Source organism: Pararhodobacter sp., from assembly GCF_034676075.1.
Taxonomy (GTDB): domain Bacteria; phylum Pseudomonadota; class Alphaproteobacteria; order Rhodobacterales; family Rhodobacteraceae; genus Pararhodobacter.
This window is the reverse complement of record NZ_JAUCCQ010000045.1, coordinates 1-26,184: the sequence shown is the minus strand read 5'-3', so window position 1 is coordinate 26,184 and position 26,184 is coordinate 1. Positions and strand designations below refer to the sequence as shown.

General features: G+C 69.2%; 20 protein-coding genes. 14 read left to right on the top strand and 6 right to left on the bottom strand.

Annotated elements, in window-relative coordinates; all coding sequences use genetic code 11:
- The first annotated feature begins 285 nt into the window (after nucleotides 1-285).
- From VDQ18_RS13220 to VDQ18_RS13210, 3 genes are read left to right on the top strand one after another with little or no spacing between them, the layout of a single operon-like run.
- Complete coding sequence (locus tag VDQ18_RS13220) at nucleotides 286-1,080, top strand: class II glutamine amidotransferase (protein ID WP_107749983.1); 795 nt, start codon at nucleotides 286-288, stop codon at nucleotides 1,078-1,080.
- Between the two features lie 43 nt (nucleotides 1,081-1,123).
- Nucleotides 1,124-2,005 carry a fatty acid desaturase gene (locus tag VDQ18_RS13215; protein WP_323021404.1) on the top strand — a complete coding sequence of 294 codons (882 nt, stop codon included), beginning with the start codon at nucleotides 1,124-1,126 and terminating at the stop codon, nucleotides 2,003-2,005.
- A gap of 57 nt (nucleotides 2,006-2,062) precedes the next feature.
- Nucleotides 2,063-4,459 (top strand): ATP-dependent helicase, encoded by a 2,397-nt coding sequence (locus VDQ18_RS13210; RefSeq protein WP_323021403.1) that lies wholly within the window; start codon nucleotides 2,063-2,065, stop codon nucleotides 4,457-4,459.
- 538 nt (nucleotides 4,460-4,997) lie between these two features.
- Here the strand turns inward: VDQ18_RS13210 and VDQ18_RS13205 are convergent.
- Nucleotides 4,998-5,219 (bottom strand): DUF1127 domain-containing protein, encoded by a 222-nt coding sequence (locus VDQ18_RS13205; protein ID WP_323021402.1) that lies wholly within the window; start codon nucleotides 5,217-5,219, stop codon nucleotides 4,998-5,000.
- A gap of 331 nt (nucleotides 5,220-5,550) precedes the next feature.
- Here VDQ18_RS13205 and VDQ18_RS13200 point away from each other — a divergent pair, with 331 nt between their 5' ends.
- From VDQ18_RS13200 to mraY, 8 genes are all read left to right on the top strand, one after another.
- Entirely contained in the window at nucleotides 5,551-6,639 is a 1,089-nt protein-coding gene (locus tag VDQ18_RS13200; protein ID WP_323021401.1) for an Mrp/NBP35 family ATP-binding protein, read from the top strand.
- Between the two features lie 1,067 nt (nucleotides 6,640-7,706).
- Entirely contained in the window at nucleotides 7,707-8,228 is a 522-nt protein-coding gene (locus VDQ18_RS13195; RefSeq protein ID WP_323021400.1) for a cell division/cell wall cluster transcriptional repressor MraZ, read from the top strand.
- An 11-nt stretch (nucleotides 8,229-8,239) separates the two neighbouring features.
- Entirely contained in the window at nucleotides 8,240-9,229 is a 990-nt protein-coding gene (rsmH, locus tag VDQ18_RS13190) for a 16S rRNA (cytosine(1402)-N(4))-methyltransferase RsmH (protein ID WP_323021399.1), read from the top strand.
- A gap of 1 nt (nucleotide 9,230) precedes the next feature.
- Nucleotides 9,231-9,557, top strand: a complete 327-nt coding sequence (gene ftsL / locus VDQ18_RS13185; RefSeq protein WP_323021398.1) for a cell division protein FtsL — start codon at nucleotides 9,231-9,233, stop codon at nucleotides 9,555-9,557.
- Entirely contained in the window at nucleotides 9,554-11,329 is a 1,776-nt protein-coding gene (locus VDQ18_RS13180; RefSeq protein WP_323021397.1) for a penicillin-binding protein 2, read from the top strand. The genes ftsL and VDQ18_RS13180 overlap by 4 nt, the downstream gene beginning before the upstream one ends.
- A 42-nt stretch (nucleotides 11,330-11,371) precedes the next feature.
- The gene (locus VDQ18_RS13175; RefSeq protein ID WP_323021396.1) at nucleotides 11,372-12,844 is read left to right on the top strand and encodes a UDP-N-acetylmuramoyl-L-alanyl-D-glutamate--2,6-diaminopimelate ligase; all 1,473 of its coding nucleotides are present in this window, start codon (nucleotides 11,372-11,374) and stop codon (nucleotides 12,842-12,844) included.
- A 1-nt stretch (nucleotide 12,845) separates the two neighbouring features.
- Nucleotides 12,846-14,246, top strand: a complete 1,401-nt coding sequence (locus VDQ18_RS13170; protein ID WP_323021395.1) for a UDP-N-acetylmuramoyl-tripeptide--D-alanyl-D-alanine ligase — start codon at nucleotides 12,846-12,848, stop codon at nucleotides 14,244-14,246.
- A gap of 1 nt (nucleotide 14,247) precedes the next feature.
- On the top strand, nucleotides 14,248-15,333 hold the full coding sequence (mraY, locus tag VDQ18_RS13165) for a phospho-N-acetylmuramoyl-pentapeptide-transferase (RefSeq protein WP_323021394.1): 1,086 nt from the start codon (nucleotides 14,248-14,250) through the stop codon (nucleotides 15,331-15,333).
- A gap of 110 nt (nucleotides 15,334-15,443) precedes the next feature.
- Here the strand turns inward: mraY and VDQ18_RS13160 are convergent, their stop codons facing one another.
- Together VDQ18_RS13160 and VDQ18_RS13155 are read right to left on the bottom strand one after the other, a co-directional pair.
- Nucleotides 15,444-15,842: a GNAT family N-acetyltransferase gene (locus tag VDQ18_RS13160; RefSeq protein WP_323021393.1), complete on the bottom strand. Its 399-nt coding sequence runs from the start codon at nucleotides 15,840-15,842 to the stop codon at nucleotides 15,444-15,446.
- Nucleotides 15,843-16,047: 205 nt separating this feature from the next.
- Nucleotides 16,048-16,305: a DUF6455 family protein gene (locus VDQ18_RS13155; protein WP_107749995.1), complete on the bottom strand. Its 258-nt coding sequence runs from the start codon at nucleotides 16,303-16,305 to the stop codon at nucleotides 16,048-16,050.
- 147 nt (nucleotides 16,306-16,452) lie between these two features.
- On the opposite strand from VDQ18_RS13155, the gene VDQ18_RS13150 reads away from it, so the two are divergent.
- Nucleotides 16,453-17,421: a hypothetical protein gene (locus tag VDQ18_RS13150; protein WP_323021392.1), complete on the top strand. Its 969-nt coding sequence runs from the start codon at nucleotides 16,453-16,455 to the stop codon at nucleotides 17,419-17,421.
- Here the strand turns inward: VDQ18_RS13150 and der are convergent.
- The 3 genes from der to VDQ18_RS13135 form a co-directional block, all read right to left on the bottom strand.
- Nucleotides 17,405-18,877 (bottom strand): ribosome biogenesis GTPase Der, encoded by a 1,473-nt coding sequence (gene der, locus VDQ18_RS13145; RefSeq protein ID WP_323021391.1) that lies wholly within the window; start codon nucleotides 18,875-18,877, stop codon nucleotides 17,405-17,407. The two genes, VDQ18_RS13150 and der, sit on opposite strands and share 17 nt — an antisense overlap.
- A gap of 61 nt (nucleotides 18,878-18,938) precedes the next feature.
- On the bottom strand, nucleotides 18,939-20,261 hold the full coding sequence (locus VDQ18_RS13140) for a PQQ-binding-like beta-propeller repeat protein (protein WP_323021390.1): 1,323 nt from the start codon (nucleotides 20,259-20,261) through the stop codon (nucleotides 18,939-18,941).
- A 17-nt stretch (nucleotides 20,262-20,278) separates the two neighbouring features.
- On the bottom strand, nucleotides 20,279-20,938 hold the full coding sequence (locus VDQ18_RS13135; protein WP_323021389.1) for a hypothetical protein: 660 nt from the start codon (nucleotides 20,936-20,938) through the stop codon (nucleotides 20,279-20,281).
- A 380-nt stretch (nucleotides 20,939-21,318) separates the two neighbouring features.
- On the opposite strand from VDQ18_RS13135, the gene VDQ18_RS13130 reads away from it, so the two are divergent.
- Nucleotides 21,319-22,467 carry an efflux RND transporter periplasmic adaptor subunit gene (locus VDQ18_RS13130; RefSeq protein WP_323021388.1) on the top strand — a complete coding sequence of 383 codons (1,149 nt, stop codon included), beginning with the start codon at nucleotides 21,319-21,321 and terminating at the stop codon, nucleotides 22,465-22,467.
- A 4-nt stretch (nucleotides 22,468-22,471) separates the two neighbouring features.
- A partial coding sequence (locus tag VDQ18_RS13125) for an efflux RND transporter permease subunit (protein WP_323021387.1) occupies nucleotides 22,472-26,184 on the top strand: 3,713 nt, incomplete at its 3' end.

The following is a 26,184-nucleotide window of genomic DNA, read 5'->3' as shown; positions in this document are numbered from 1 at the left end:
GGGTTTTCCACCCCCTTGAGAAACCCCCGAGGATATTTAGAGAACAAAGATGAAGATTAAGAGGGCGTTGAGCTGCCCTCTTGGCGCTCCGAATATCCGGCGGCGAGGGGGGCGGCGCTCTCCTTTCTTCGTCCTGCCCGCACCGCGCCGCCCCGGCATTAGCCTTCACCTGTCCGTGTCGAGCCCGCGGTTGCCGCTGGCGGGCGGCCTTTACCCTGTGGTAGCTTTTCCAAATTACCCTGGGGCCGACGCGCCCTGACGATCACCGAAGACCGGAGCCGCTGAATGTGTCGCTGGGCCGCCTATGTCGGAGCGCCGATTTTTCTTGAGGATATTGTCTGCCGCCCCGGCCATTCGCTGATCGCCCAGAGCCATCATGCGATGCAGAGCACCACCGCGATCAATGCCGACGGGTTTGGCATCGCCTGGTATGGCGAACGACCGGAGCCCGGGCTTTACCGCGATATCCTGCCGGCCTGGTCCGATCCGAACCTGCGCGCCATCACCGCCCAGGTGCGCTCATCGCTGTTCCTCGCGCATGTCCGGGCCTCGACCGGCACCGCCACCAGCCGCAACAATTGCCATCCCTTCGTCGTCGGGCGCTGGAGCTTCATGCATAACGGGCAGGTCGGCGGCTATGACGGGTTCCGGCGCGATGCCGACATGATGATCCCCGACGACCTCTATCCGCAGCGCAAGGGGGCGACCGACAGCGAGGCCTTGTTCCTGATCGCGCTGGCCGAGGGGCTGGACCGGGACCCGCAGGGCGGGCTCGAACGCGCCGCCGCCCGGCTGGCGGCGCTGAGCCGGGCCAAGGGCTGCGGCCCGCATCTGCGGCTGACCTGCTGTTTCAGCGATGGCGAGACGCTCTATGCCGTGCGCTACGCCACCGACGACAAGGCGCCGAGCCTCTGGCATCGCTGGTCCGACACGCGGGGCGGGCGGGCCGTGGTCTCGGAACCGCTGGAGGCGGACGAGGGCGATTGGCAGGCGATCCCGCCCGGCTCCTTCTGCCGGTTCCGGGGTGCCGAGGTCGAGATCCGGCCCTTCGCGCCCGAAGGCATCGCGCAGGCGGCTTGACCCGGGGCGCGCTTCGGGGGCTCATGGGCCGATGAAGCCACCCGTGAGCCATAGCGACTTCCTCAGATCCCTGACGCCCGAGGCAAGGGCGGCGCTGACCGCGCGGCCGCGCCGGGCGGGGCTGGTTCATCTGGCGGCGCATGGCGGCGCGATCCTGCTGCTGGGCAGGCTCATCGCCGCGGGGGTGCCGGGATGGCCGCTGCTGCTGCCGGTGCAGGGGGTGCTGATCGTCTTCCTCTTCACGCTGGAGCATGAATGCACCCACAAGACGCCCTTCGCCGGTGACCGGCTGTGCGAGGTCGTGGGCACGGTCACCGGGGCGCTGATCCTCAACCCCTTTCAATGGTTTCGCTATTTCCACCTCGCGCATCACCGCTTCACCAATCAGCCCGGCGATCCGGAACTGGCCTATCCGAAGCCCGAAACCCGGGCGCAATGGCTCTGGCATGTTTCGGGCATCCCGCTCTGGATCGGGTCGATCCGGCTGATCGCCCGGCTGGCGATGGGCGCCGAGCGCCCATCCTACCTGCCCGACCGCGCGCGGCCCCGGGCGGAACGCGAGGCGCGGGTGCTGCTCGCGCTCTACGCCCTGGCGCTGCTGTCGCTGCTGTGGACGCCCGTGATCCTCTGGGTCTGGCTGCTGCCAATCGCCATCGGGCAGCCCTTCCTCAGGCTCTATCTGCTGGCCGAGCATGGCGATTGTCCCCAGGTCGCCGACATGTTCGACAACACAAGGACCACCTTCACCAACCGGCTGGTGCGCTTCCTCGCCTGGAACATGCCCTATCACATCGAGCATCACGTCTACCCCGCCGTGCCCTTCGACAAGCTGCCTGCGCTGCACGCGCAGATGCGGGATCACTTGCGCGTCACCGCCCCCGGCTATGCGGCGTTTTCCCGCGCCTATCTGGCCCGGCGGCGCTGACGGGGCTTGCGCCCCGGGGCTGCACAGGGCATGACGGGAACAAGTGGGGAACGACCAATGAGCGAACGCAGCCTGTCATCCTTGGCCATGGCCGGAGCCACGGCCAGCCGCTCGGCGCAATACATGGAGGGGCTGAACGCCCCCCAGCGCGAGGCGGTGGAAACCCTGAACGGCCCGGTGCTGATGCTGGCCGGGGCAGGGACTGGCAAGACCCGCGCCCTGACCGCCCGGATCGCCCATCTGATCGCCACCGGCACCGCCCGCCCGAACGAGATCCTCGCCGTCACCTTCACCAACAAGGCCGCGCGCGAGATGAAGCTGCGGGTCGGCGCGCTCTTGGGCGATGCGGTGGAGGGGATGCCCTGGCTCGGCACCTTCCACTCGATCGGCGTGCGGTTCCTGAGGCGGCATGCGGAGCTGGTCGGGCTGAAGCCCAATTTCACCATCCTTGATACCGACGACCAGCTGCGGCTCCTCAAGCAGTTGATCCAGGCGCTGAACATGGACGAAAAGCGTTGGCCCGCGCGGCAGCTGGCCAATCTGATCGACGCCTGGAAGAACCGCGCCTGGCGGCCGGATCAGGTGCCGGGCGCGGAAGCCAGCGCCTTCAACAACCGCGGGACCGAGCTTTACGCCGCCTATCAGGACCGTCTGCGGACGCTGAATGCGTGCGATTTCGGCGACCTGATCCTGCATGTGGTGACGATCTTCCAGCAGAATCCGGATGTTCTGGCCCAGTACCAGCGCTGGCTGCGTTACATCATGGTGGACGAATACCAGGACACCAACGTCGCCCAGTATCTGCTGCTCAGGCTGCTGGCGCAGGGCCATTCCAACATCTGCTGCGTCGGCGACGATGATCAGTCGATCTATGGCTGGCGCGGCGCCGAGGTCGGCAACATCCTGCGGTTCGAGCGGGATTTTCCGGGCGCCAAGGTCATCCGGCTGGAACAGAACTACCGCTCGACCCCGCATATCCTGGCCGCGGCCTCGGGCGTGATCGCCGCGAACCAGAGCCGTCTGGGCAAGACCCTGTGGACCGAGGCGACGGAGGGGCTGAAAGTCCATCTGATCGGCCATTGGGAAAGCGAGGACGAGGCGCGCTGGGTCGGCGAGGAGGTCGAGGCGCTGGAACGGGGCTCGCGCGGGCTGGCGCCGGTCAGCCCCGACGGCATGGCCATTCTGGTGCGCGCCAGCCACCAGATGCGCGCCTTCGAGGACCGCTTCCTGTCGATCGGGCTGCCCTATCGCGTCATCGGCGGGCCGCGGTTCTATGAGCGGATGGAGATCCGCGATGCGATGGCCTATTTCCGCCTCGCCATCTCGCCCACCGATGATCTGGCTTTCGAGCGGATCATCAACACCCCCAAGCGCGGCATCGGCGACAAGGCGCAACAGACCATCCAGCGCGTCGCGCGCGAGGCCGAGCTGCCCTTGCTGATGGGGGCGGCACTGGTGCTGCGCGACGGGCTGCTGGGCGGTCGCGCCGCGGGCAACCTGCGGGATTTCATCGAGAATATGGCGCGCTGGCACGATATGGTGCGGGCGCCCGCGGCGCCGCCCGAGGATGCCGCGCTGGTGGTCGAGGATTTCGACGCACCCGCGCCCGGCCTCTCGCATGTCCGGCTGGCCGAGATGATTCTCGACGAAAGCGGCTACACGGCCATGTGGCAGGCCGAGAAGACGCCCGAGGCCGAGGGGCGGCTCGAAAACCTCAAGGAATTGATCAAGGCGCTGGAGGGCTTCGGCTCGCTGCAGGATTTCCTGGAGCATGTCGCGCTGATCATGGACAACGAGACCGAGGAAACCCAGGCCAAGGTCACGATCATGACCCTGCACGCGGCCAAGGGTCTGGAATTCCCGGTGGTCTTCCTGACCGGCTGGGAAGAGGGGCTGTTTCCCTCGCAGCGCTCGATGGACGAATCAGGGCTCAAGGGGCTCGAGGAAGAGCGGCGGCTGGCCTATGTCGGCATCACCCGGGCCGAGGAGCTGTGCTTCGTCTCTTTCGCCGCCAACCGCCGGGTCTATGGCCAGTGGCAAAGCCAGCTGCCCAGCCGTTTCATCGACGAGATGCCGCGCGAGCATGTCGAACTGCTCAGCGCGCCCGGGCTGGGCGGCCTTGGCGGCGCGGCGCAGAGCCGTCATGCCCGGGCCGAGGATGACGACAGCCTCGAACACCGCGCGGCCAAGGCGGATGTCTACAACGCGCCCGGCTGGCGGCGCATGCAGGCCCGGGCCCGCGTGGCGCCGCCCCCGCCGATGGCCGTGCGCAGCGCCACCGCCGAGGTGCATTTCGCCCCCGGCGAGCGGGTTTTTCACCAGAAATTCGGCACGGGTTCGGTGGTGGCGGTGGATGGTGACAAGGTCGCCGTGGCCTTCGACCGGGCGGGCGAGAAACATATCGTCGCCCGCTTCCTGATGCCGGCGGATGGTATGGACGACGTGCCCTTCTGAGGCGCGTTCTTTACCAAGCGGTCCATATATGACTGCAATTCTACTTTCGAAAAAACAAAAACACGCGATGTCGTCGCAATATGCGAGATTCCGGGCCCATGCCCGGAAAACAGGCATCCCGGAAACATCTTAAAACTGCAGGGACAAAACGAAAAACGCGGCTGCCCGGGAGGAGGTGGGCAGCCGCGTCATCATCGGCGTTCGGGGGAGGACCGTCCGCCGCTTATTTGGGGCGCGGCGATCCAGGGAGGAGGAAGGATCGCCGCGCCACAAACGGACACCCAGGGAGGAGGAGGGGCATCCGTAACCTTTGGGGTCGGCCCGCCAGGCGGGGAGCCCCGGAATTCGGGGCGCGGTTCCCCAGGGAGGAGGAGGGGGAACCGCGCCGGAGTGCCTTCGGCCCAGGGAGGAGGAGGGGCCTCAGCAACAGGTCGGAACCATACCGCAGGGAGGAGGAAGCGGCGGTTCCTTGCACGATCGGCCCAGGGAGGAGGAGGGGCCGTCGTTTCGGTCACAGGCCCCGCGGGGCCCGGAATTCTTAAGCGTCGCGGCCGTAAGCGGCCTCGTAGGCCAGGCGCGAGATCATCGAGCGGCTGATGCCGAGGTCAGCCAGTTCGCGGCTGGTCAGCGCATTCAGCTCGTTGTAGGTCCGGACATAGACACGCGAGCGCGCCCAGGCCGTCCGCAGCGACGAGAAGGCTTCGGCGATCTGGCCGAACACGCCGGTCGTGCGGGTCGTTTGTGCAGAGGCGTAAGCCATGGGTGTTACCTTTTCGTTTCGAGGCGATCCGTTTCCAGCCGGGCTGGTGATTTTGTTTCGCCGTTGAAGCAAAGATGGCCCAAATGCTGCGCCTGCACAATCCCTCCTCACGGCAATGCTGCTATGCAGCGACAGCATGGCGACGTAGGGGAAAGCTGCCTCAGAGGTGTATCTAAGGGACAAAGGTCGCATTCGGCGGGTGCCCGGGTCCCCCGGGCGGCCCTTCCCTGCGGCAGAATGTCCCTTTCCGCGGCTGGGGCGCGGGGGCTTGTCACCAGCCGATTCCCGGACAGGTTAGGGCAAACCGATTCTGAAGGAACAGGAGTATCCCATGGCCGCCAGCCCGTCGCGCGACGCGATCCTCGCCACGCTTGCCCGCATCGCGGTGCCCGGCGGGGGCGACCTGATCAGCCGCGACCTTGTCCGCGCGCTGGGTGTCGATGCGGGCAGCGTCCGGTTCGTCATCGAAACCGAGTCCGCCGATGCCGCCCGCGCGCTGGAGCCGGTGCGCGCTGCGGCCGAGGCGGCCGTGGCGGCGATGGAGGGGGTGAGCAAGGTCTCGGTCGCGCTGACCGCGCATGGCCCGGCCGCGAAAGCCCCCGCCGGGGCGGGGAAGGGGGCCGCGCCCTCGCTCTCCATCGGCCGCCATCCGACCGCCGGTCCCGACGAGGTGCCGGGCGTCAAGCGCATCATCGCCGTGGGCTCGGGCAAGGGCGGGGTCGGCAAGTCGACCGTCTCGGCCAACCTCGCCGTGGCGCTGGCGCGCGAGGGCTGGCGGGTCGGGCTGGTCGACGCCGATATCTACGGCCCCAGCCAGCCGCGGATGATGGGCGTGGCCAAGAAGCCCGCCTCGCCCGACGGCAAGACCATCATCCCGCCGGTGGCCTTCGGGGTGCGCGTCATTTCCATCGGCATGATGCTGCCCGAGGAGCAAGCGCTGATCTGGCGCGGCCCGATGCTGATGGGGGCGCTGCAACAGTTGATGACGCAGGTGGCCTGGGGCGACCTCGACGCGCTGGTCATCGACATGCCGCCGGGGACCGGCGATGTGCAGATGACGCTCTGCCAGAAGTTTCCGGTGACCGGGGCGATCATCGTCTCGACCCCGCAGGACGTGGCGCTGCTGGACGCGCGGCGCGCGCTCAACGCCTTCGAGACGCTGAAGACCCCGGTGCTGGGGCTGATCGAGAACATGTCGACCTTCGTCTGTCCGAACTGCGGGCATGAGGAGCATATCTTCGGCGACGGCGGCGTGGCGCGCGAGGCCGAGAAGCACGGGCTGCCGATGCTGGGCTCGCTGCCCCTGCTGCTGGAGGTGCGGTTGTCGGGCGATGGCGGTCAGCCGGTGGCGGCCGGGGACAGCCCGGCGGGCGAACCCTACCGGCGCATGGCGCGCTCGCTGATCGCGCAGCTGGTCTGACGCGGGATCAGGCTGGGATTTTCAGGGAGCCCGGGCGGAAACGCCCGGGCTTTCGGCATTCCGGCCCTCTGATGCGGTGCCTTCGCGGCCCGGATCCGTGAAATCCCAGCGGGGTTTCGGGGGAATGGCCTGGGAGGGCGGGGGAGGGGTGCGAAAGCGTGGCGCCGCGGGCACAGCCTCTGCGTCGCATCGGGCGGGATGGCGCGGCAGCGGCTGGGGTCCGTGGGGAGGCCCGCGGGTCCCAAGGTCCTGGCGGCGGCTGATCCTGGGGCCGGACATCGGCCACGGAGGGGGCGCGGGCCCGGCGAGGAGGCGGCGTGCGGGCAGGCCCGGGATCGGGCTGGGAATTCCAGGGATCCGGTCGGGACGGCCAGGGTTTCCCCCCGGCGCTGACCCGTTTCGTCCCATCGCAGCACGCTCCGGGAAACCGCCGAACCCACGAAATCCCAGAATGAGGCCCGGAATCCGGCTGGGACAGGCTGGGAAATGGCCTGGGATTGGCTGGGATCGCTCCGGGAACGCGATGGGCCAACCTCCGCCGAATCGGAATCACACCCCGGTGAGGGGGATATTAATTGTGGATAAGTGTGGGATAATTAATCTTAACGATTGCGTGTGTCCCTATGGACACAAATCCGCCCCTCGCCGCCGATTCTTCCCCTGACCCTGAAGGGGGCTGTTAGCGCTTTATCTGGTGGGGCGGGTAGGGGGCTGGCCGATATCTAGTGTTGCGCCGGGCCGGGCCTCAACGGCTGGTGGCGTCATCCCCTGCGCGACCTGCGCATTCCCTCGAATTCCCGTTGATATCCGTGAAGTCCCATGGCATCAAAGGACCATGGAAGGACACAAAAAAGATCCTCCGATACCAAGGCAGTAACTACAGGCAACTTCACATCAAGATCTGGAGCGTAGCGAGCAGACGTCTTTCATCCCCCCCCTAGTAAAGACGGTTACGTGACCAGGCGACCCCGCAGTGGGACGAGGGCGGCGGCTCGGGTATGGCAGCACCCGAGCCGCCGTTTCAATTTTGGCGCTCCCGGATCGGTGGAGCAACAGGAGAATGCGGCGTGTCGCTCAGATTTCGCAGCGACGACGAACAGGGCATCGACGGGAAGGGGCGCGTCTCCATTCCCGCCGCTTTCCGTCCTGTCATCGCCGCGGGCGACCATCTGATGGCCCAGGGCGAGCGCCCCACCTTCGTCATCGTCTACGGCACCGACTCGCTCAATCACCTGCGCTGCTATACCCGCAAGGAGATGGAGAAGATCGAGGAGCGTATCGAGCTTCTCGACGAGGGGACCGAAGAGCGCGAGATCGCCGAGACCTTCTTCCTCGGCTCCTCGATCGATGTGCAGCTGGGCGACGACGGACGCATCGTCCTGCCGCAGCGGCTGCGCAAGAAGCTCGACCTCGACGACCGCATCTATTTCATCGGTGTCGGCAGCCACTTCAAGATGTGGAAGCCCGAGACCTATAAGGCGCATGAAGCCGGCCGCACGGACGCGCTGATCGTCGAGCGCGGCGGTGCCCGCTTCGATCCGGCCTCGCTGCTGCCGAAGCTTCCGCCGAAACCGACCCCTGCCGCGTGACGGAAAGGACGATGCCCGCCGACAGCCAAGACGCCCCGCACATCCCCGTCCTCCTCGGTCCGCTTCTGGCCGGGGTGGGGACGGTGTCGGGCGTGTGGCTGGACGGGACGCTGGGGGCGGGTGGTTATGCGCGTGGCCTTCTGGCCGCCGGGGCGGATCTGGTCATCGGCATCGACCGCGACCCGCTGGCGCTGGAGCTGGCGCGGGATTGGGGCCGGCCCTATGGCGAGCGGCTCCGGGTGGTGCAGGGCACGTTTTCCGACCTCGACACGCTGGCGGGCGAGCCGCTTGACGGCGTGGTCCTCGACCTCGGCGTGTCGTCGATGCAGCTCGACCTGCCCGAACGCGGCTTTTCCTTCGCCAAGGACGGCCCCCTCGACATGCGGATGAGCCAGGAGGGGCCCTCGGCCGCCGATCTGGTCAATCACGAGGATGAAGCGGCGCTGGCCGACATCCTTTACCATTACGGCGAAGAACGCGCCTCGCGCCGGATCGCCCGGGCCATCGTCAAGGCCCGCGCGCTAGAACCCATCGAGACCACGCTGCGCCTGACCGAGATCGTCAGCAGCCAGCTGCCGCGGCCGAAACCCGGTCAGAGCCACCCGGCGACCCGTAGCTTCCAGGCGCTGCGCATCGCCGTGAACGCCGAATTCCACCAGCTTGCCGCCGGGCTCGAGGCCGCCGAACGGGCGCTGAAACCGGGCGGCATGCTGGCCGTGGTCAGCTTCCATTCGCTGGAAGACCGGATCGTGAAGCGCTTCCTCCAGCAACGCTCGGGCCGCGCCGGGCAGGGCAGCCGCCACGCCCCGATGCAGGAGGCCGAAGCGCCGCGCTTCGAGACCCTGACCCGCAAGGCCGTCGCCGCCGACGAGGCCGAATGCGCCGCCAACCCCCGCGCGCGCTCGGCCCTCCTCAGGATCGCCCGGCGCACCGATGCCCCCGCCGGCCCCGTCGACCGTTCGGCCCTTGGCCTTCCCTCGCTTGTCCTGAAAGGAGACTGAGTTGCGCGCGCTCTTCTATCTGCTGACGGCCTTCGGGGTGATCGGGCTGGCGATCTGGGCCTATGACCAGAACCAGAAGACCCAGGTGGCGATCCGCGACGTGCGCGGCCTGCGCGCCGAGATCCGCTCGCTGCACGAGGCGCTGGATGTGCAGCGCGCCGAATGGGCCTATCTCAACCGGCCGCAACGTCTGAGGGCGCTGGCGCAGATGAATTTCGAACGCCTGGGCCTCTTGCCGCTGCAGGGCGGGCAGTTCGGCCAGGTCGATGAGATCCCCTATCCGCTGTTCGGCGCGGCCGTCGGCGCCAGCCCGGAGGATACGCTGTGAACCGCCTGCCGCTGCGCCCGCTGGCCCGCATCCTCGACGCCCGCGCCCAGGGCGTGAACCCGCTGACCATCGAGAAGGAAAACCTGCGCCTGCGCCGCGAGCAGCAGCGCGACGCCGGGCGCCGCCGGGCGGAATGGCGGCTCTTGTTCCTGGCCACCGCCTTCTTCGCGGGCTACGCCGCGATCGGCGCCAAGATGGGCATGCTGGCCGCCTCGCCGGTCGTGGAATCCGAGCCCTATGTTGGCGAGAGCATCTCGGGCGAGCGCGCCGATGTGCTTGATCGCAATGGCAATATCCTGGCCACCAACCTGGTGACGCATTCGCTTTATGCCGAGATGCGCTATATGGTCGATGGCCGCCGTGCCGCGCATGAGCTGGTGCAGATCTTCCCCGATCTGGACGAGGAACGCCTGGCCGCACGGCTGACCGATCCCAACCGCCGCTTCGACTGGATCCGCGCCCGCGTCTCGCCCGAACAGGCGCAGGCCGCGCATGACATCGGCGAGCCGGGGCTGCTGCTGGGGCCGCGCGACATGCGGCTTTACCCCAACGGGACGCTGGCCGCGCATGTGCTGGGTGGCACGACCTATGGCGAACAGGGCGTGACCGCGGCCGAGATTCAGGGCGTTGCGGGCCTCGAATACGCCCAGAACCAGCGCCTCAGCGATGCCGATCTCGCCGATGTGCCGCTCAGCCTGTCGCTGGACCTTGGCGTGCAGGCCGCGGTCGAGGAGGTGCTGGCCGACGGCATCGCCATGTATAACGCGAACGGCGGCTCGGCGATCCTGATGGACGCGCATACGGGCGAGATCGTCGCCATGACCTCGGCCCCGACCTTCGACCCGAACGACCGCCCGGCGCCGGCGCTGACTGGCGATCCGGCCGATTCGCCGCTGTTTAACCGCGCGGTGCAGGGGCTTTACGAGCTGGGCTCGGTGATGAAGGTCTTCACCGTGGCCCAGGCGCTCGACATGAACATGGTCACGCCCGAGACGATGATCGACACCCGCGGCCCGATCCGCTTCGGCCGCTTCCGGCTGAGCGACATGCATTCGATGCCCGCCTCGATGTCGGTGACCGACGTGCTGGTCGAAAGCTCGAACGTCGGCACCGCGCGGATCGCCCAGATGATCGGGGCCGAGCAGCAGCAGAACTTCCTGCGCCGTCTGGGCCTTCTGGACCAGATGCCGCTGGAGGTCAGCGAAACCGGCCGTGTGCGCCCGCAATACCCGGCGCGCTGGTCGGAGCTTTCGGCCATGACCATCAGCTATGGCCACGGCATGACCATGACGCCGCTGCATCTGGCGGCGGGCTATGCGGCGATGGTGAACGGCGGCACGCTGGTGCAGCCGACCCTGCTGCGCCGCCCCGACGCGCCGGTGGGGCCGCGGGTCATCACCGAAGAGACCTCGCGCATCATCCGCACCATGCTGCGCGATGTGGTGACCGAGGGCACGGCCTCGTTCGGCGATGTCGACGGCTATGCCGTGGGCGGTAAGACCGGGACCGCCAACAAGGTCCGTCCCGAGGGCGGCTATTATCAGGACCGCACCGTCGCCACCTTCGCCGGGGCCTTCCCGATGAACGACCCGCGCTATGTCTTCGTGGTGACGATGGACGAGCCGACGATCTTCGTCGCCGGGCAGAACCGGCGCACCGCGGGCTGGACGGTGGTGCCGGTGGTGGCGCAGATGATCGGCCGGGTGGCGCCCATGCTGGGATTGCGCCCGCAGACCCCCGCAGAGATTGAAGCGGGCATGCAGCTGCGTTAGGCATCCCCGGACGGGCAAAAGCCGACGGGCAAGGGGACCAGGATGACCGACAAGACCCTGGGAGAGCTGGGACTGACCGCGCAAAGCGGCGATTCCCGGGCGCGGATCACGGCGATCACGCTCGACAGCCGCGCGGTGCGGCCGGGGACGCTGTTCGCGGCGCTGCCCGGCAGCCGGGTGCACGGGGCCGAGTTCATCGACCCGGCGCTGCGCATGGGGGCCTCGGCCATCCTGACCGACCGGCAGGGCGCCCAGATCGCCGCCGAGACGCTGGCCCGCCACCCGCAGGCCGCCCTTGTCGTGGCCGAGGATGCGCGCGCCGCGCTGGCCATGGCGGCGGCGCTCTACTATGGCGCGCAGCCCTCGGTGATGGCGGCGGTGACCGGAACCAATGGCAAGACATCGGTCGCCAGCTTCACCCGCCAGCTCTGGACCGCGCTGGGTCATGCCGCGATCAATGTCGGCACCACGGGGGTCGAGGGCGCCTGGGGCATGCCGCTGGCCCACACCACCCCCGACGCGGTGACGCTGCAATCGCTGCTGGCCCAGGCCGCGGCGGCGGGCGTGACGCATGCGGCGATGGAGGCAAGCTCGCACGGGCTCGACCAGCGGCGGCTCGAGGGCGTGCGCCTGTCGGCGGCGGCGTTTACCAACCTCACGCAGGACCACCTCGATTATCACCCCTCGATGGAGGAATATTTCCTCGCCAAGGCCGGGCTCTTCACCCGCCTGCTGCCCGAGGAGGGGATCGCCGTGATCAACACCGACGATCCCTATGGGCGGCGCCTGCTGGGGATGGTCGAACAGCCGGTGCTGAAGGTCGGCCAGGACGACGATTGCGACCTGCGCATCCTCGACCAGCGTTTCACCGCCCATGGCCAGACCCTGCGCTTCCGCTGGAAGGGCCGGGCGCAACAGGTCGACCTGGCGCTGGTCGGCGGCTTCCAGGCGGCGAATGCGCTGCTGGCGCTGGGGCTGGTGCTGGCCACCGGCGGCGATGCGGCCGAGGCGATTTCGGCGATGGAGACGCTGCAGGGCGTGCGCGGCCGCATGCAGCTGGCCGCCACGCGCCAGAACGGCGCCCCGGTCTTCGTCGATTACGCCCATACCCCGGCGGCAGTGGAAACCGCGCTGAAGGCGCTGCGCCCGCATGTGATGGGACGGCTGATCGTGGTGCTGGGCGCGGGCGGCGACCGCGACAAGACCAAGCGCCCGCTGATGGGCAAGGCGGCGGTCGAGAATGCGGATGTTGTTTTTGTGACAGATGACAACCCGCGCAGCGAGGATCCTGCGGTGATCCGTGCAGAAATATTGAAAGCTGCGCCCGAGGCCACCGAAGTCGGCGACCGCGCCGAGGCGATCCTGCGGGCGGTTGACGCGCTGGAGCCGGGCGACGCGCTGCTGATCGCGGGCAAGGGGCACGAGACCGGGCAGACGGTCGGCGGCATCGTCTATCCGTTCGACGATCTGGAACAGGCCAGCGTGGCGGTGGCCGCGCTCGACGGGACATTGTGACATGAGCCTCTGGACCCATACCGAGGCCGAAGCGGCCACCGGCGGCAGCGCCACCGCGCCCTTCGCGGTGACCGGCCTCTCCATCGACACCCGCAGCCTGCGCCCGGGCGACCTGTTCGTCGCCCTGAAGGCCGCGCGGGACGGGCATGATTTCGTGGCCCAGGCCTTTGCCGCGGGCGCCGCGGCGGCGCTGGTCGATCACGTGCCCGAGGGTGTGACCGGCCCCTGCCTGGTGGTGCCCGAGGTGCTGGCGGCGCTGACCGCGCTGGGGGCGGCCGGGCGCGCGCGCGCGAAGGGCAAGGTCATCGCCGTCACGGGGTCCGTCGGCAAGACCTCGACCAAGGAAATGCTGCGCGAGATGTTCGACGCTTTCGGCAGCGTCCATGCGGCTGAGGCCAGCTTCAACAACCATTGGGGCGTGCCGATCACCCTGGCCCGCCTGCCCGCCGAAACCGATTTCGCCGTCATCGAGATCGGCATGAACCACCCCGGCGAGATCGCGCCGCTCGCGCGCCTCGCCCGGCCGCATGTGGCGATGATCACTACCGTCGCCCCCGCGCATCTGGAGGCCTTCGACTCGCTCGCGGGCATCGCGCGGGAAAAGGCCGATATCTTCCTCGGCCTCGAACCCGGGGGCATCGGCGTCTACAACGCCGATCTGGAGACCAGCCCGATCCTGGCCGCGGCGGCGGGCGAGGGGGCGTTGTCCTTCGGCCGCAATGGCACGGTGACGCTGACCGCGATCCGCCAGACCGCGGTCGCGACGGTGGCCGAGGCCGATATCGACGGCGGGCATTACCTGCTCAGGCTCGCCGACGCCGGGCCGCATTTCGCGCTGAACGGGCTGGGCTGTCTGGCCGTGGCCCGGGCGCTGAACCTCGATCTGGCCCTGGCCGCGCAGGCGCTGGGCCGCTGGCGCCCTCCCGCCGGGCGCGGCAAGCGTGAGGTGCTGCTGCTCGACCCCGCCAGCGATTCCCGCGCCACGCTGATCGACGACGCTTTCAACGCCAATCCGGCCTCGCTCGCCGCCGCGCTCGACGTGCTGGCCGCGACCGAGCCAGGGCCGGGGGGCCGCCGCATCGCCATCCTGGGCGACATGCTGGAACTCGGCCCCGACGAGATCGCCCTGCACCGCGCCATTGCCGAACACCCGGCCATCGCCCGGACCGACCTCGTCCACACGGTCGGGCGGCGGATGGAGGCCCTGTGGCAGGCGCTGCCGCAATCGAAGCGCGGCAAGCATGTCGCGCAGGCCGACGATCTGGGCGCCAAGGCGCATCACCTGGTCCATCCCGGTGACGTGGTGCTGGTGAAGGGCTCGAAAGGCAGTTATGTGTCCCGCGTCGTGGATGCGCTGCGCCATCTGGGTCACCCGCTACCTGAAGAGCCGACAGGGGAATAGGATGCTCTACTGGCTTGCCGAATTTTCCGAGGCCTTCATCGGCTTCAACCTGTTTCGCTACATCACCGTCCGCGCCGGCGCCGCCTTCTTCACGGCGCTGATCTTCGGCTTCGTCTTCGGCAAGCCGCTGATCAACTTCCTCAGGAAGCGGCAGGGCAAGGGCCAGCCGATCCGCGAGGACGGGCCGGAGTCGCATCTCTTGACCAAGAAGGGCACGCCGACCATGGGCGGGCTCCTGATCCTCAGCGCGCTGACGGTTTCGACCCTGCTCTGGGCGCGGCTCGACAATCCCTATGTCTGGCTGGTGATGGGCGTGACCTGGGGCTTTGGCCTGATCGGCTTTGCCGACGATTACGCCAAGGTGACCAAGTCCAACGTCAAGGGCGTCTCGGGCAAGATCCGCATGGCGGCGGGGCTGGTGATCGCGCTGATCGCCGCCGTGGTGGCGATGTGGCTGCATCCGGCCGAGCTGACCGGCCAGCTGGCCATGCCGGTGTTCAAGAGCGCGCTGATCCCGCTGGGCTGGGCCTTCGTGCCCTTCGCCATGCTGGTGATCGTGGGCTCGGCCAATGCGGTCAACCTGACGGACGGGCTGGATGGCCTCGCCATCATGCCGGTGATGATCGCGGCGGGGACGCTGGGGGTGATCGCCTATGCCGTCGGCCGCGTCGACTTCACCGCCTATCTGGACGTGCATTACGTGCCGGGGACCGGGGAATTGCTGATCTTCACCGCGGCGCTGGCGGGCGGGGGGCTTGGCTTCCTGTGGTACAACGCGCCGCCGGCGGCGGTGTTCATGGGCGACACCGGCTCGCTGGCCTTGGGCGGCGCGCTCGGGGCGATCGCGGTGGCGATCAAGCATGAGATCGTGCTGGCCATCGTCGGCGGCCTCTTCGTGGTCGAGGCGATGTCGGTCATCATCCAGGTCGTCTATTTCAAGCGGACCGGGAAACGGGTCTTCCTGATGGCGCCGATCCACCATCATTTCGAGAAGCGGGGCTGGGCCGAGCCGCAGATCGTGATCCGCTTCTGGATCATCAGCCTGATCCTGGCCCTGATCGGCCTCGCCACGCTGAAAATCCGCTGACGGCGCCGGTGTCCCACGTGTGGGACATTCCGGCCGGTCAAGCCTTTCCAAAGGCTTGGCCACGCGCGTTCAGGAAATCTTAGCAAAGTCCCATGGGGCGGGAGGCGGGGTCAGAACCGCGCTTCCAGCAGGACCACGGCAATCGGCGGCAGGCCTTCGCGCCCCGGGAAGACGCCGCGCCCGACCTCGGCAAAGCCCCAGCGGCGGTAGAAGGCCACGGCGTTCAGCGTGGCCTCGATGCGGATTAGCCGGTCGCCCGCCGCCCGTGCATCGGCCAGCGCCCGCTCCATCAGCGCCTGACCCAGCCCGCGCCCGGCATGATCGGCGCGCACGAAGAGGCGCTTCACTTCGCCCGGCTCGCCCAGGGCAAACCCCAACGTCACGCCATCCGCTTCGGCGATCCAGACCTTGCCCTCGGCGCAATCGGGCCGGTAATCCTCGGGCGTGCGGCCGGTCATCCAGGTCGCGACGACCTCGGGCGGATAGGGATCGGGCGCCAGCCGCCGCACCGAATCGCCGGTCAGAGAAAAGACAGTTTCGGCGTCTGCACCCGTCGAACGCCGATAGATGACGAATTGCGAAGGTATGGCGGATTCTCCTGTTTTCCGGCTCACCTTGCCGACGAAAAAGGCACCGTCAATCTACAGAAGCGTGATTCTCCTCCTGCGGGACAGGCGACACCGGAACACACCCGGCCGCCGCCCCGCCCCCCGGTCAGTCCGCGCGCAGGCGATGCAGCATCGCCCGGTTGCGGCAGTAATCGGGCGTATCCCCGGCGCCCGCGGCGTGATCGCTCAGCCAATTGGCGCACTCGCCCGAGCCTTCGCAGCCCATGCAGGCCATGACCGCGTTGCGCATATCCTGCCCGGTAATCCGGCCTTCGGCCAGACCCTGGCCGAGATCGGCGTGAAGCGTTTCGGCCATACTGCCGATCAGGCCGCTGGCCCGGTCCAGTTTCTTGAAAAAGCCCATGGTGCGCTCCCGCCCAACCCCGTTGCATTGGCAACAACTATGCGGGGCTCGGGGCTTCGGCTCCTTGATCCAGATCAAGCTGTGCCGCCGGGAACAGCGGGGCGCGGGGGTGGCGGGGCAGGGTGGGGCATAGCCAGGGAGGACTGTATGACCCATCGCCCCGCCTTCACCGATCCGCTCGATCCCCGCCAGCGAGCCGACATCGCCATCCGCCACCTGCGCCGTCAGCTGGCGACAGAGGGGCCGGGGCTTGAGGAACGGGCGCGGCTGAATGCGGCGCTGGCCGGGGAATTGCTGGCCGCGGGGCAGCGGGACGAGGCGCTGGATGCGGTGTGCGCGGCGCTGGTGATCGACTTGCCTGAGGTGCTGCCTCAACTGGCCGAGGTGCTGGCGGGTTTCGCGCAGGAGCCCCGGACGATTCAGGGCGCCCTGCGGCTGGTCCGGGCGCGGGCTGTGGCGGGGCTGTCCGGTGAGGCTTTGGCCCGGGTGCTGGCGGTCAGCGGCCAGCATCTGCTGGCTCTGGCCATGAGTTTCGACCACGGCAGCGCCCATCCTGACCGGGCGCGGGAGCAGGCGCTGGCGGGCGAAGCCTATGCCGACCTCACCGCCGCGCTGGTCGTGCCGCAGCCCGAGGCGGTTCACACGGCCCGGGCCGAGGCCTGCGCCCGCAGCGGCGCGCATGCCGAAGCGGCGGCGTTGTGGCAGCGGGTCGGGCATGAATTCGGGGTGCCGGTCGCCTTTGCCCGGCAATCCAACGTCCTGATGGCGCTGGAGGATTGGGTCGGCGCGGCGCGGGCCTATGCCTGGTATGAAGCGGGCGGGGCCGACCCGCTTTGGTCCACGGGCGCGGCCCGGGCCGAGGCGCTGCTGGACGAGGGGCGGGCGGCCGAGGCCGTGGCGCCCGCCCGCGTGGCGCTGAAGGCGGCACGGGACCGGCAGGACGCGCGGTTCGCGGCGCTGGCCGGGGGCGCATTGGGGCGGGCGCTGGCAGCCACCGGGCAGACCGAGGAAGCCCGGCGCGTGCTGCGCGAGGCCGTGCCGCTCTTGCGCGAGGAATGGGGCGAAGGGATCGCCCAGGTCGAGGCCGCCGAGGCGGCGCTCAGTGCCCTGGCTTGATGTGCTTTTTCAGCCGTGAGGGCTGACTGTTTTTGCGGCCCTGATAGGGGTTCTTCTTCGCATCCGAGCGGAAGAACAGCCGAATCGGCGTGCCGGGCATGTCGAAACGCTCGCGCAGCCCGTTGACCAGATAGCGGCGGTAGGCCTCGGGCAGCTCCTCGGGGTGCGAACATTTCACCACGAAGCCCGGCGGACGGGTCTTGGCCTGGGTGATGTATTTCAGCTTGATCCGGCGGCCGCCGGGGGCGGGCGGGGGATGCGCCTCGGTCATCGCGCCCAGCCATTGGTTGAGGCGCGAGGTGCCGACGCGGCGGTTCCAGATCGCATGCGCGCGCAGGATGGCGGCGTGCAGGCGGTCGAGGCCGCGGCCGGTCTTGGCCGAGACGGTGACGAGGGGCGCGCCTTTGAGCTGCGGCAGGGCGCGCTCGAACATCTCCAGCAGCGCTTTCAGCTTGTCCTGCTTGTCGTCCTCGAGGTCCCATTTGTTGACGGCGACGACGACGGCGCGGCCCTCGGTCTCGGCGAGGTCGGCGATGCGCAGGTCCTGGGTTTCAAACGGGATCTGCGCGTCGAGCAGCACGACGACCACCTCGGCGAATTTCACGGCGCGGAGGCCGTCTGCGACCGAGAGCTTCTCCAGCTTGTCCGTCACCCGCGCCCGGCGCCGCATCCCCGCGGTGTCGAAAAGGCGCATCGGCGTCTGGTTCCAGGTGAAGGGCAGCGCGATGGAATCGCGGGTGATCCCGGCCTCGGGGCCCGTCAGCAGGCGGTCCTCGCCGATGATCTTGTTGATCAGCGTGGATTTTCCGGCGTTCGGGCGACCGATCACGGCAACCTGCAGGGGGCGCTTTTCGGTGGGCGCCCAGACGGGGGCCTCTTCGCCCTCGGTGTTGTCGTCCTCGCTGTCCTCGGCGATGGAGACGTCGGTCTCCGGCGCCTCGGCGGCGGCGCGTTCCTCGAAGGTCGCGGCCAGCGGCAGGAGTTCGTGATAGAGCTCGTCCATCCCGGCGCCGTGCTCGGCGGACAGGCGGATGGGCTCGCCCAGACCCAGCGAGAAGGCCTCCAGATACCCGCCCTCGGCCGCGTTGCCCTCGGACTTGTTCGCGGCAAGGATCACATGGCGGGCGCGGCGGCGCAGGATGTCGGCGAAGATCTCGTCGGCGGGGGTCACCCCGACCCGGGCATCGACCATGAACAGGCACACATCGACCATCTCGACCGCGCGTTCGGTCAGGCGGCGCATCCGGCCTTGCAGGCTGTCGTCGGTCACATTCTCCAGCCCCGCGGTGTCGATCACCGTGAAGCGCAGGTTGTGCAGACGCGCCTCGCCCTCGCGCAGGTCGCGCGTGACGCCGGGCTGGTCGTCGACCAGGGCCAGCTTCTTGCCGACGAGGCGGTTGAAGAGCGTGGACTTGCCCACGTTCGGGCGGCCCACGAGGGCGAGGGTGAAGCTCATGATCTACTCGGGTTCAGCGCAAGCCGCCCCGATACGCGGGACGGCCGCGTTTGTAAAGCGCTCAGCGGTAGGCGAGCAGATCCCCGTCGCGGCTGAGGATATACATGATGCCGCCCGCAACGATGGGGGCCGAGGCCGCGCCGCCGGGGATTTCGACCTCGGCGGTGGTGTTGCCCGAGACCGGATCGAAGCCGCGCAGCAGCCCGTCGCCCGAGGCCACCCAGAGCCGCCCGCCGGCCAGGACCGGCCCGTGCTGCGGATAGATCGCCAGGCGGCGGCGCACGCGCGAGGTGGTGTAGAGCGGCAGCTCATGCGCCCAGATCAGCGAGCCGTCGCTGGCGTCGAGCCGGAGCAGACGGTTCTGGTCGGAGACCAGGAACACCGAGCCGCCCACCGGCCAGACCGGGGCGTTGGCGCCTTCCTCGACCGACCAGATGGTGGTGCCGGTGCGGGCGTCCATGGCGAAGACCCGGCCCGATTGGTTGGCCGCATAGATGCGGCTGCCGTCCACGACCGGGTCGCCGGTCAGCGCGGGGATCGTCCCCAGCGCGGCTCCGGTGCGGCGTCCGGCGGCGGCCGTGGTCCACAGGCGCCCGCCGTTCGAGCGGCGCACGGCGGTCAGTTCGCCCGCCTGGGTCGGGAAGATCACGGCCTCGCCGGCGATGGCCGGGGCCGAGCCGCGGGCGATGGTCGACAGCGAGGGCGTGCCGGCCAGGGTCCATTCGATGCGGCCGGTCGCGGCATCCAGACCCCAGAGGCTCGAATCGATGGCGGTGACATAGACCCGGTTGTCGGCAACGGCGGGCGAGCCGGTCAGCGGCGCGGCGAAATCGGTGCGCCAGATTTCCTGTCCGGTCGCGGCATCGAGCGCTGCCAGGTAGGCCTGGGCCGAGGCCACGAAGACCCGGCCACCCGCCACGGCCAGCGACCCGCCCGAGGCCGAGGAGCGCGCATCGCGCGACGGCGTGAGGTCCGTGCCCCAGAGCACCGCGCCCGAGGCCGAGGTGGCCTGCACATGGGCGCGGGCGTCCAGCGTGTAGACGCGGCCGTCGGCATAGACCGGATCGGTGGTCAGGCGCGCCCGGCGGCTGTCGCCCTGGCCGATGGAGGTGGACCAGATCAGCTGCGGGTTGGCCGAGAGCGCCGGATGGCCGGGGCGGCCGCCGGGCGTGCCCTGGCGCTGGCTCCAGCTGGCGTTGGCGCTTTGCCCGGGCAGCGAGATCGGCAGGCTGCGGTTCTCGGTCGCGCCGTCGCTGCCGCCCCAAGGGGCGCGCAGGTCGACGCGCTCGCCTTCCAGCGGGCGCTCGCGGTTGCAGGCGCCCAGGGCGCTGGTGGCCATCAGGGCGGCAAAGCCGGTCAGGGCATGTCGGCGGGTCAGGGTCACGGTCGCTCTCCCTCGTCTCAGCCCAGATCGGTCGGCTGGGCGCCGCCGAGAAGGACGATCAGTTGCGCGACGCGGCGACGCAGCCCGTCGGTCAATTCGGGTTCCTGGGCCAGCGCCTGCGCCTGTTGCAGCGCGGCGGCGCGGTCGCCCTGTTCCAGCGCCAGAAGCGCCAGTTGTTCCAACGCCAGCGGCCGGAAGGTGCCGCCCGGCGCCGCAAGGCCCTGCAGCGTGGCGCGGCGCTCGTCGGCGGGAATGTCGGCGCCGCCGATCATCACCCGCTTCAGCGCGGCGATCTGGCGGTAGCTCAGCGGCAGCGTCGCGTCATTCTCGACCGCGGCGAGGGCGGTCAGGGTGCCGGGGCGGTCGCCTTCGGCCAGATCGGCAGCGGCGATGAGCAGGTTCAGGATGCCCTGGCGGTCGCCCTGGGCCGTCACCGCGCCCAGCGCTTCGCGCCGCGCATCGGGGTCGGTCACGTCGAGCGCCGCAACCACCTGATCGCCAAAGGCTTCGGCGGCGGCGCGGTCCTGGGCCTTGCGCCATTCGTTGTAGGCGGCACCGCCCACCAGCACGATGACGAGGACAATGGCGATCCATCCGTAGCGGCGCATGGCGGCGAACAGGCGGTCGCGCTTGAGTTCCTCGTTCACCTCGTCGATGAAGCTGTCGGGGTTGCTCACGTCTCGCCTCCGGGTCCTGCTGGGCAGGCCGCGAGGCGGGCTCGCGGCGCTTTGGTCCCCCTCTTAGCGCGGACCGGCCGGGCTGCCAAGCCTGCCGCCATCACCCCCGCGTGGGTTTGCCGCTTTTCGCGTCAGCGGCGGGCAGGGCTGCCCCGGGGGCAGCGGCCCGGGGCACGGGGGCGGGTGACGTGGCGGCAGGCCACGCGCCGCGATTGCAAAAAACAAGGGCTGGGAGTAATCCACCGGCGATAGCCTGCCTATATAAGGCACGCGCGCGCCCTGGGCGTGGATCGCGGGGCGCCGGGGTCTGCGCCTTACGGGTGACGCTTCCGGCGGCGCGAGAATTCCGGGCGATGGTCCGGGCAAGGATGGGTGTAGACATGCGAGTGGTCCCGCTGATTACCGCCACGCTGGTGCTGGTGTTCCTGTACCTGTTCGTGATGGAGCGCGATACATTGCTGTCCTGGGTCGGCGTCGAGCCCACCCCGGTCGAGGCCGCAGCGCCCGCAGGGGCGGCGATGGCCGCGCCGGTGGACGAGGATCTGCCCTTCGCGGTGGTCGTCGAGCATCTGGTCGAGCGCGATCTGGAAAGCGCCATCGTCCTGCGCGGGCGCACCGCCGCCTCGCGCTCGGTCGAGGTTCGGGCCCAGACCACGGGTCTGGTGATCTCGTCGCCGCTGGCCCGCGGCTCGATGGTGGCCGAGGGCGATGTGCTTTGCGAACTCGATCCCGGCACCCGGGCGGCCTCGATGGCCGAGGCGCGGGCGCGGCTGGCGGGGGCAGAGGCGGGTCTGGCCGAGGCCGAGCTGAACCGCGCCACCGCCACCCGGCTGGCCGAGGGCGGGTTCCGCGCCCAGAACACCACCGCCAGCGCCGAAGCCGCGCTCGAAGGCGCGCGCGCCTCGGTCGAGGCGGCGCATGCGGGGGTCGAGGCGGCGCAGGCCGAGCTTGACCGCCTGACCATCACCGCGCCCTTCGCCGGGCTGGTCGAGGCCGATCCGGCCGAGACCGGCAGCCTGATGCAGGCGGGCGGGCTCTGCGCCACGGTGATCCAGCTCGATCCGCTGCTGATCGTGGGCTACGCCGCCGAGGCGCAGATCGACCGGCTGGCGGTCGGGGCCATGGCGGGCGCGCAGCTGCCCAGCGGCGAGCAGGTGGTGGGGGAGGTGACCTTCCTCGCCCGCGCCGCCGATCCCGCGACCCGGACCTTCCGCGTCGAGGTGACGGTGCCGAACCCCGATTTCGCCATCCGCGATGGGCTGAGCGCCGACATGCTGGTCGCCGCCACCGCGACGCGCGGCCATCTGGTGCCGGGCTCGGCGCTGACCATCAATGACGAGGGCGAGCTGGGCCTGCGGCTGGTCGATGCCGAGAGCCGCACCTTCTTCCAGCCGGTGCGGGTGCTGCGCGATGCGCCCCAGGGCTTCTGGGTCGACGGTCTGCCGGCCGAGGCCGATGTCATCGTCGTCGGGCAGGAATATGTTACCGACGGTATCGAGGTGCGGGTGACGCGCCGCGGGGAGGAATAGCGCGATGTCGGGCATGATCGACTGGGCCGCAGCCCGCGCCCGCATGGTTCTGGCCTTCGTCGCGCTGACGCTGGCGGCGGGCCTCATGGCCTATGTCGGTCTGCCCAAGGAGGGCGAGCCCGATATCGAGGTGCCCGCGCTGTTCATCTCGGTCCCGTTCCAGGGCATTTCCGCCAGCGATTCCGAGACGCTGCTGGTCCGGCCGATGGAGCAGGAACTCAGCGGCCTGACCGGGCTGACCGACATGACGGCGACGGCCTATCAGGGCTATGCCTCGGTCGTGCTGGAATTCGAATTCGACTGGGACAAGAACGCGACCATCGCCGACGTGCGCGACCGGATGAGCCGGGCGGCGACGAATTTCCCCGACGGCGCCGATAGTTACACGATCAACGAATTCAACTTCAGCCAGTTCCCCATCGTCATCGTCGCGGTGGCGGGCGACGTGCCCGAACGCACCCTGATGCGCGCCGCGACCGCCCTGCAACGCGCCATCGAGGGGGTGGACGCCGTCCTCAGCGCCGAAGTGGCGGGCACCCGCGACGAGATGGTCGAGGTGGTGATCGACCCCCTGCGGCTGGAAGCCTACAACGTCAGCGCCGGTGAGCTGATCAACGCCGTGACGATGAACAACCAGCTGGTCGCGGCGGGCGAGATCGAGACCGAGAGCGGGCGCTTCTCGCTGTCCCTGCCGGGGTCCTTCGAGGATGTGCAGGATATCTACGACCTGCCGATCAAGGTGAACGGCGACCGCACGGTGACGCTGGGCGATCTGGCGACGATCCACATGACCTTTCAGGACCGGGCCGGGACCGCGCGTTTCAACGGCGAGCCGACGCTGGCGCTGCAAGTGGTCAAACGCAAGGGCTTCAACCTGATCGACACGGTGGCCGAGGTGCGCGCCGCCATCGACGCCGAGGTCGCCTCCTGGCCCGAGGCGCTGCAACAGACGATCCATGTGACGCCGGCGCTCGACCGCAGCTATCAGGTCGCCTCGATGATCGACCAGCTCGAAGGCTCGGTGCTGACGGCGATCGCGCTGGTGATGATCGTGGTGCTGGCCTCGCTCGGCACCCGCACGGCGCTGCTGGTCGGCTTCTCGATCCCGTCCTCGTTCCTTTTGTCCTTCATCCTGCTGGGGATCATGGGGGTGACGATCTCGAACATCGTCATGTTCGGCCTGATCCTGGCCGTGGGGATGCTGGTCGACGGCGCCATCGTCGTCGCCGAATACGCCGACAACCAGATCGCCGAGGGCAAGGGGCCGATGGCCGCCTACACGACCGCGGCGAAACGCATGTTCTGGCCGGTCGTCTCCTCGACTGCGACGACGCTCTGCGCCTTCCTGCCGATGCTGTTCTGGCCGGGCGTGGCGGGCGAATTCATGGGCATGCTGCCGGTCACGCTGATCTTCGTGCTGGCCTCGTCGCTGATCGTGGCGCTGATCTATCTGCCGATCCTGGGCGGCGTCACCGGCCGCATCGCGCGCCGCTTCGACCAGATCGCCCAGGGGCTGCGGCGCCTGCCCTGGCTGGCGCGCGTGCCGGTCATGCTCTTGGCGCTGGCCCTGCTGGCGGGCGGCGTGGTGGCGATGCTGAACCCCGGGCTGCTGTTCCCCGATCCGGCGGCGCGGCTGGCGATGGGCGTTCTGGCCGTGGTGCCCGGCGCGCTGGCCATGGCACTGGGCGCGGCGGGCATGTCGATCACGCTGAACGCGCTGAAACCGCAGGCCCGGCCGAAGCCGGTGGACGCGACCTATCGCCATACGCTGTTCGGCTGGTTCACCAAGCTGATCGTCGGCAACCCGGTGATGCCCTTCGTCGCCACCGCCGCCATCGTCTTCGCCGTCTGGCAGGTCTTCACCTATTACGGCGAGAACAATTACGGCGTCGATTTCTTCGTCGAGACGGAGCCCGAGCAGGGCATCGTCTATGTCCGCGCCCGGGGCAACCTGTCGCTGGCCGAGAAGGACGCCATGCTGGCCCAGGTCGAGGCCATCGTGCTGGAGGAACCCGGCGTCGCCGCGAGCTTCGCCTTCGGCGGCTCCGGCGGGCTCAATTCCAACACCGGCGGCGGGCAGGCGCCCCGCGATGCCGTCGGCCAGATCCAGTTCGAACTGGTCAACTGGGATCAGCGCGGCGGCCATCCCGAGATGCTGGGCCAGGCGATCCTCGACCGGATGGAGGCGCGCTTCCAGCAGATCCCGGGGATCATCACCGAATACATGATCATGTCGGGGGGGCCCGCCTCGGCCAAGCCGATCCATCTGCGGCTGACCGGGCAGGATTTCGACGCGCTGGGTCAGGCGGTCGACATCGTGCAGGCCCGGATGCGCGAGATCGGCGGCATCGTGGGCATCGAGGACAGCCGGCCCTTGCCCGGCATCGACTGGGAAATCCGCGTCGATACGGCGATGGCCGGACGGTTCGGGGCGGATGTGGCGACGGTGGGCGGCATGGTGCAGCTGGTCACCCGCGGCATCATGCTGGACACGATGCGGGTCGAGACCTCGGACGAGGAAATCGAGATCCGCGTCCGCCTGCCCGAGGAAGACCGCCTGCTGGCCACGCTGGACACGCTGCGCGTGCCTACGGCGCGCGGGCTGGTGCCCTTGTCCAACTTCGTCACCCGCGCGCCGGTGGCGCTGCGCGGCACCATCGACCGCTATGGCGAAGAGCGCTTCTTCGACGTCAAGGCCGACGCCGCGCCCGCCATGCTGAGCGTGGTCGATGCCGGGGGCCAGAGCCTGCGGCTGGTCCCGGCGGCGCTGGTCGATCCGCGGCTGCATCCGGCAGGCTCGGCCGAGGCGGAGGCCGCGCGCGCAGCCCGGGCCGAGATCACCGGGGCCGGGCAGCATCTGGTGCCGGTCACCCCCTCGGAACGGATCGCGGCGCTGACCCAATGGCTTACCGCCGACACGCCGCTGCCCGATGGTGTCAACTGGCAATGGACCGGCGAGCAGCAGGACCAGGAAGAGACCGGCGCCTTCCTCGGCGTCGCCTTCAGCGCGGCGCTGGGGCTGATGTTCATCATCCTGCTGGCGCAGTTCAACAGCTTCTACAACGCGATCCTGGTGCTGCTGGCGGTGGTTCTGTCCACGGCGGGCGTGCTGATCGGCATGCTGGTGATGGGGCAGAGCTTCTCCATGATCATGACCGGGACGGGCGTAGTGGCGCTGGCCGGGATCGTGGTGAACAACAACATCGTGCTGATCGATACCTATCAGGAATTCGTCCGCTACATGCCGCGGCTCGAGGCCATCGTGCGCACCGCCGAGCAGCGGCTGCGGCCGGTGCTGCTGACCACGATCACCACCATGGCGGGTCTGGCGCCGATGATGCTGGGGCTCTCCATCGATTTCGTGAACGGCGGCTACACGATCGACAGCCCGACCTCGATGTGGTGGAAACCGCTGGCGACGGCGGTGGTCTTCGGGCTCGGCGTCTCGACCGTGCTGACGCTGGTGCTGACCCCGGCGCTGCTGGCGGTCCGGGTCTGGGTCGAGGCCTTCTTCCAGGCGGTGCTGCCCTTCCTGCGCTCGCTGGCCGGAGGACGGGCGCGCGACGACCGCAGGCTCAAGCGCCGCACCGGCCGCGTGCGCCACGCAGAGATCATCTGGGACCCGACCGGCGCCCCGGCCGCGCCCGCCTCGGTCCCGGAAAAGCGCCCCGAGACGCCCGCCCGCGGCGCCCCCGGCACGCCCCGCCACGCGGCGGA

What these genes read in the sequence shown, in the direction of transcription:
- VDQ18_RS13220 (WP_107749983.1), top strand. Translation starts at nt 286, where the DNA reads ATGTGTCGCTGGGCCGCCTATGTCGGAGCGCCGATTTTTCTTGAGGAT.
- VDQ18_RS13210 (WP_323021403.1), top strand. Translation starts at nt 2,063, where the DNA reads ATGAGCGAACGCAGCCTGTCATCCTTGGCCATGGCCGGAGCCACGGCC.
- VDQ18_RS13205 (WP_323021402.1), bottom strand. Translation starts at nt 5,219, where the DNA reads ATGGCTTACGCCTCTGCACAAACGACCCGCACGACCGGCGTGTTCGGC.
- VDQ18_RS13200 (WP_323021401.1), top strand. Translation starts at nt 5,551, where the DNA reads ATGGCCGCCAGCCCGTCGCGCGACGCGATCCTCGCCACGCTTGCCCGC.
- rsmH (WP_323021399.1), top strand. Translation starts at nt 8,240, where the DNA reads ATGCCCGCCGACAGCCAAGACGCCCCGCACATCCCCGTCCTCCTCGGT.
- VDQ18_RS13175 (WP_323021396.1), top strand. Translation starts at nt 11,372, where the DNA reads ATGACCGACAAGACCCTGGGAGAGCTGGGACTGACCGCGCAAAGCGGC.
- VDQ18_RS13170 (WP_323021395.1), top strand. Translation starts at nt 12,846, where the DNA reads ATGAGCCTCTGGACCCATACCGAGGCCGAAGCGGCCACCGGCGGCAGC.
- mraY (WP_323021394.1), top strand. Translation starts at nt 14,248, where the DNA reads ATGCTCTACTGGCTTGCCGAATTTTCCGAGGCCTTCATCGGCTTCAAC.
- VDQ18_RS13155 (WP_107749995.1), bottom strand. Translation starts at nt 16,305, where the DNA reads ATGGGCTTTTTCAAGAAACTGGACCGGGCCAGCGGCCTGATCGGCAGT.
- VDQ18_RS13150 (WP_323021392.1), top strand. Translation starts at nt 16,453, where the DNA reads ATGACCCATCGCCCCGCCTTCACCGATCCGCTCGATCCCCGCCAGCGA.
- der (WP_323021391.1), bottom strand. Translation starts at nt 18,877, where the DNA reads ATGAGCTTCACCCTCGCCCTCGTGGGCCGCCCGAACGTGGGCAAGTCC.
- VDQ18_RS13130 (WP_323021388.1), top strand. Translation starts at nt 21,319, where the DNA reads ATGCGAGTGGTCCCGCTGATTACCGCCACGCTGGTGCTGGTGTTCCTG.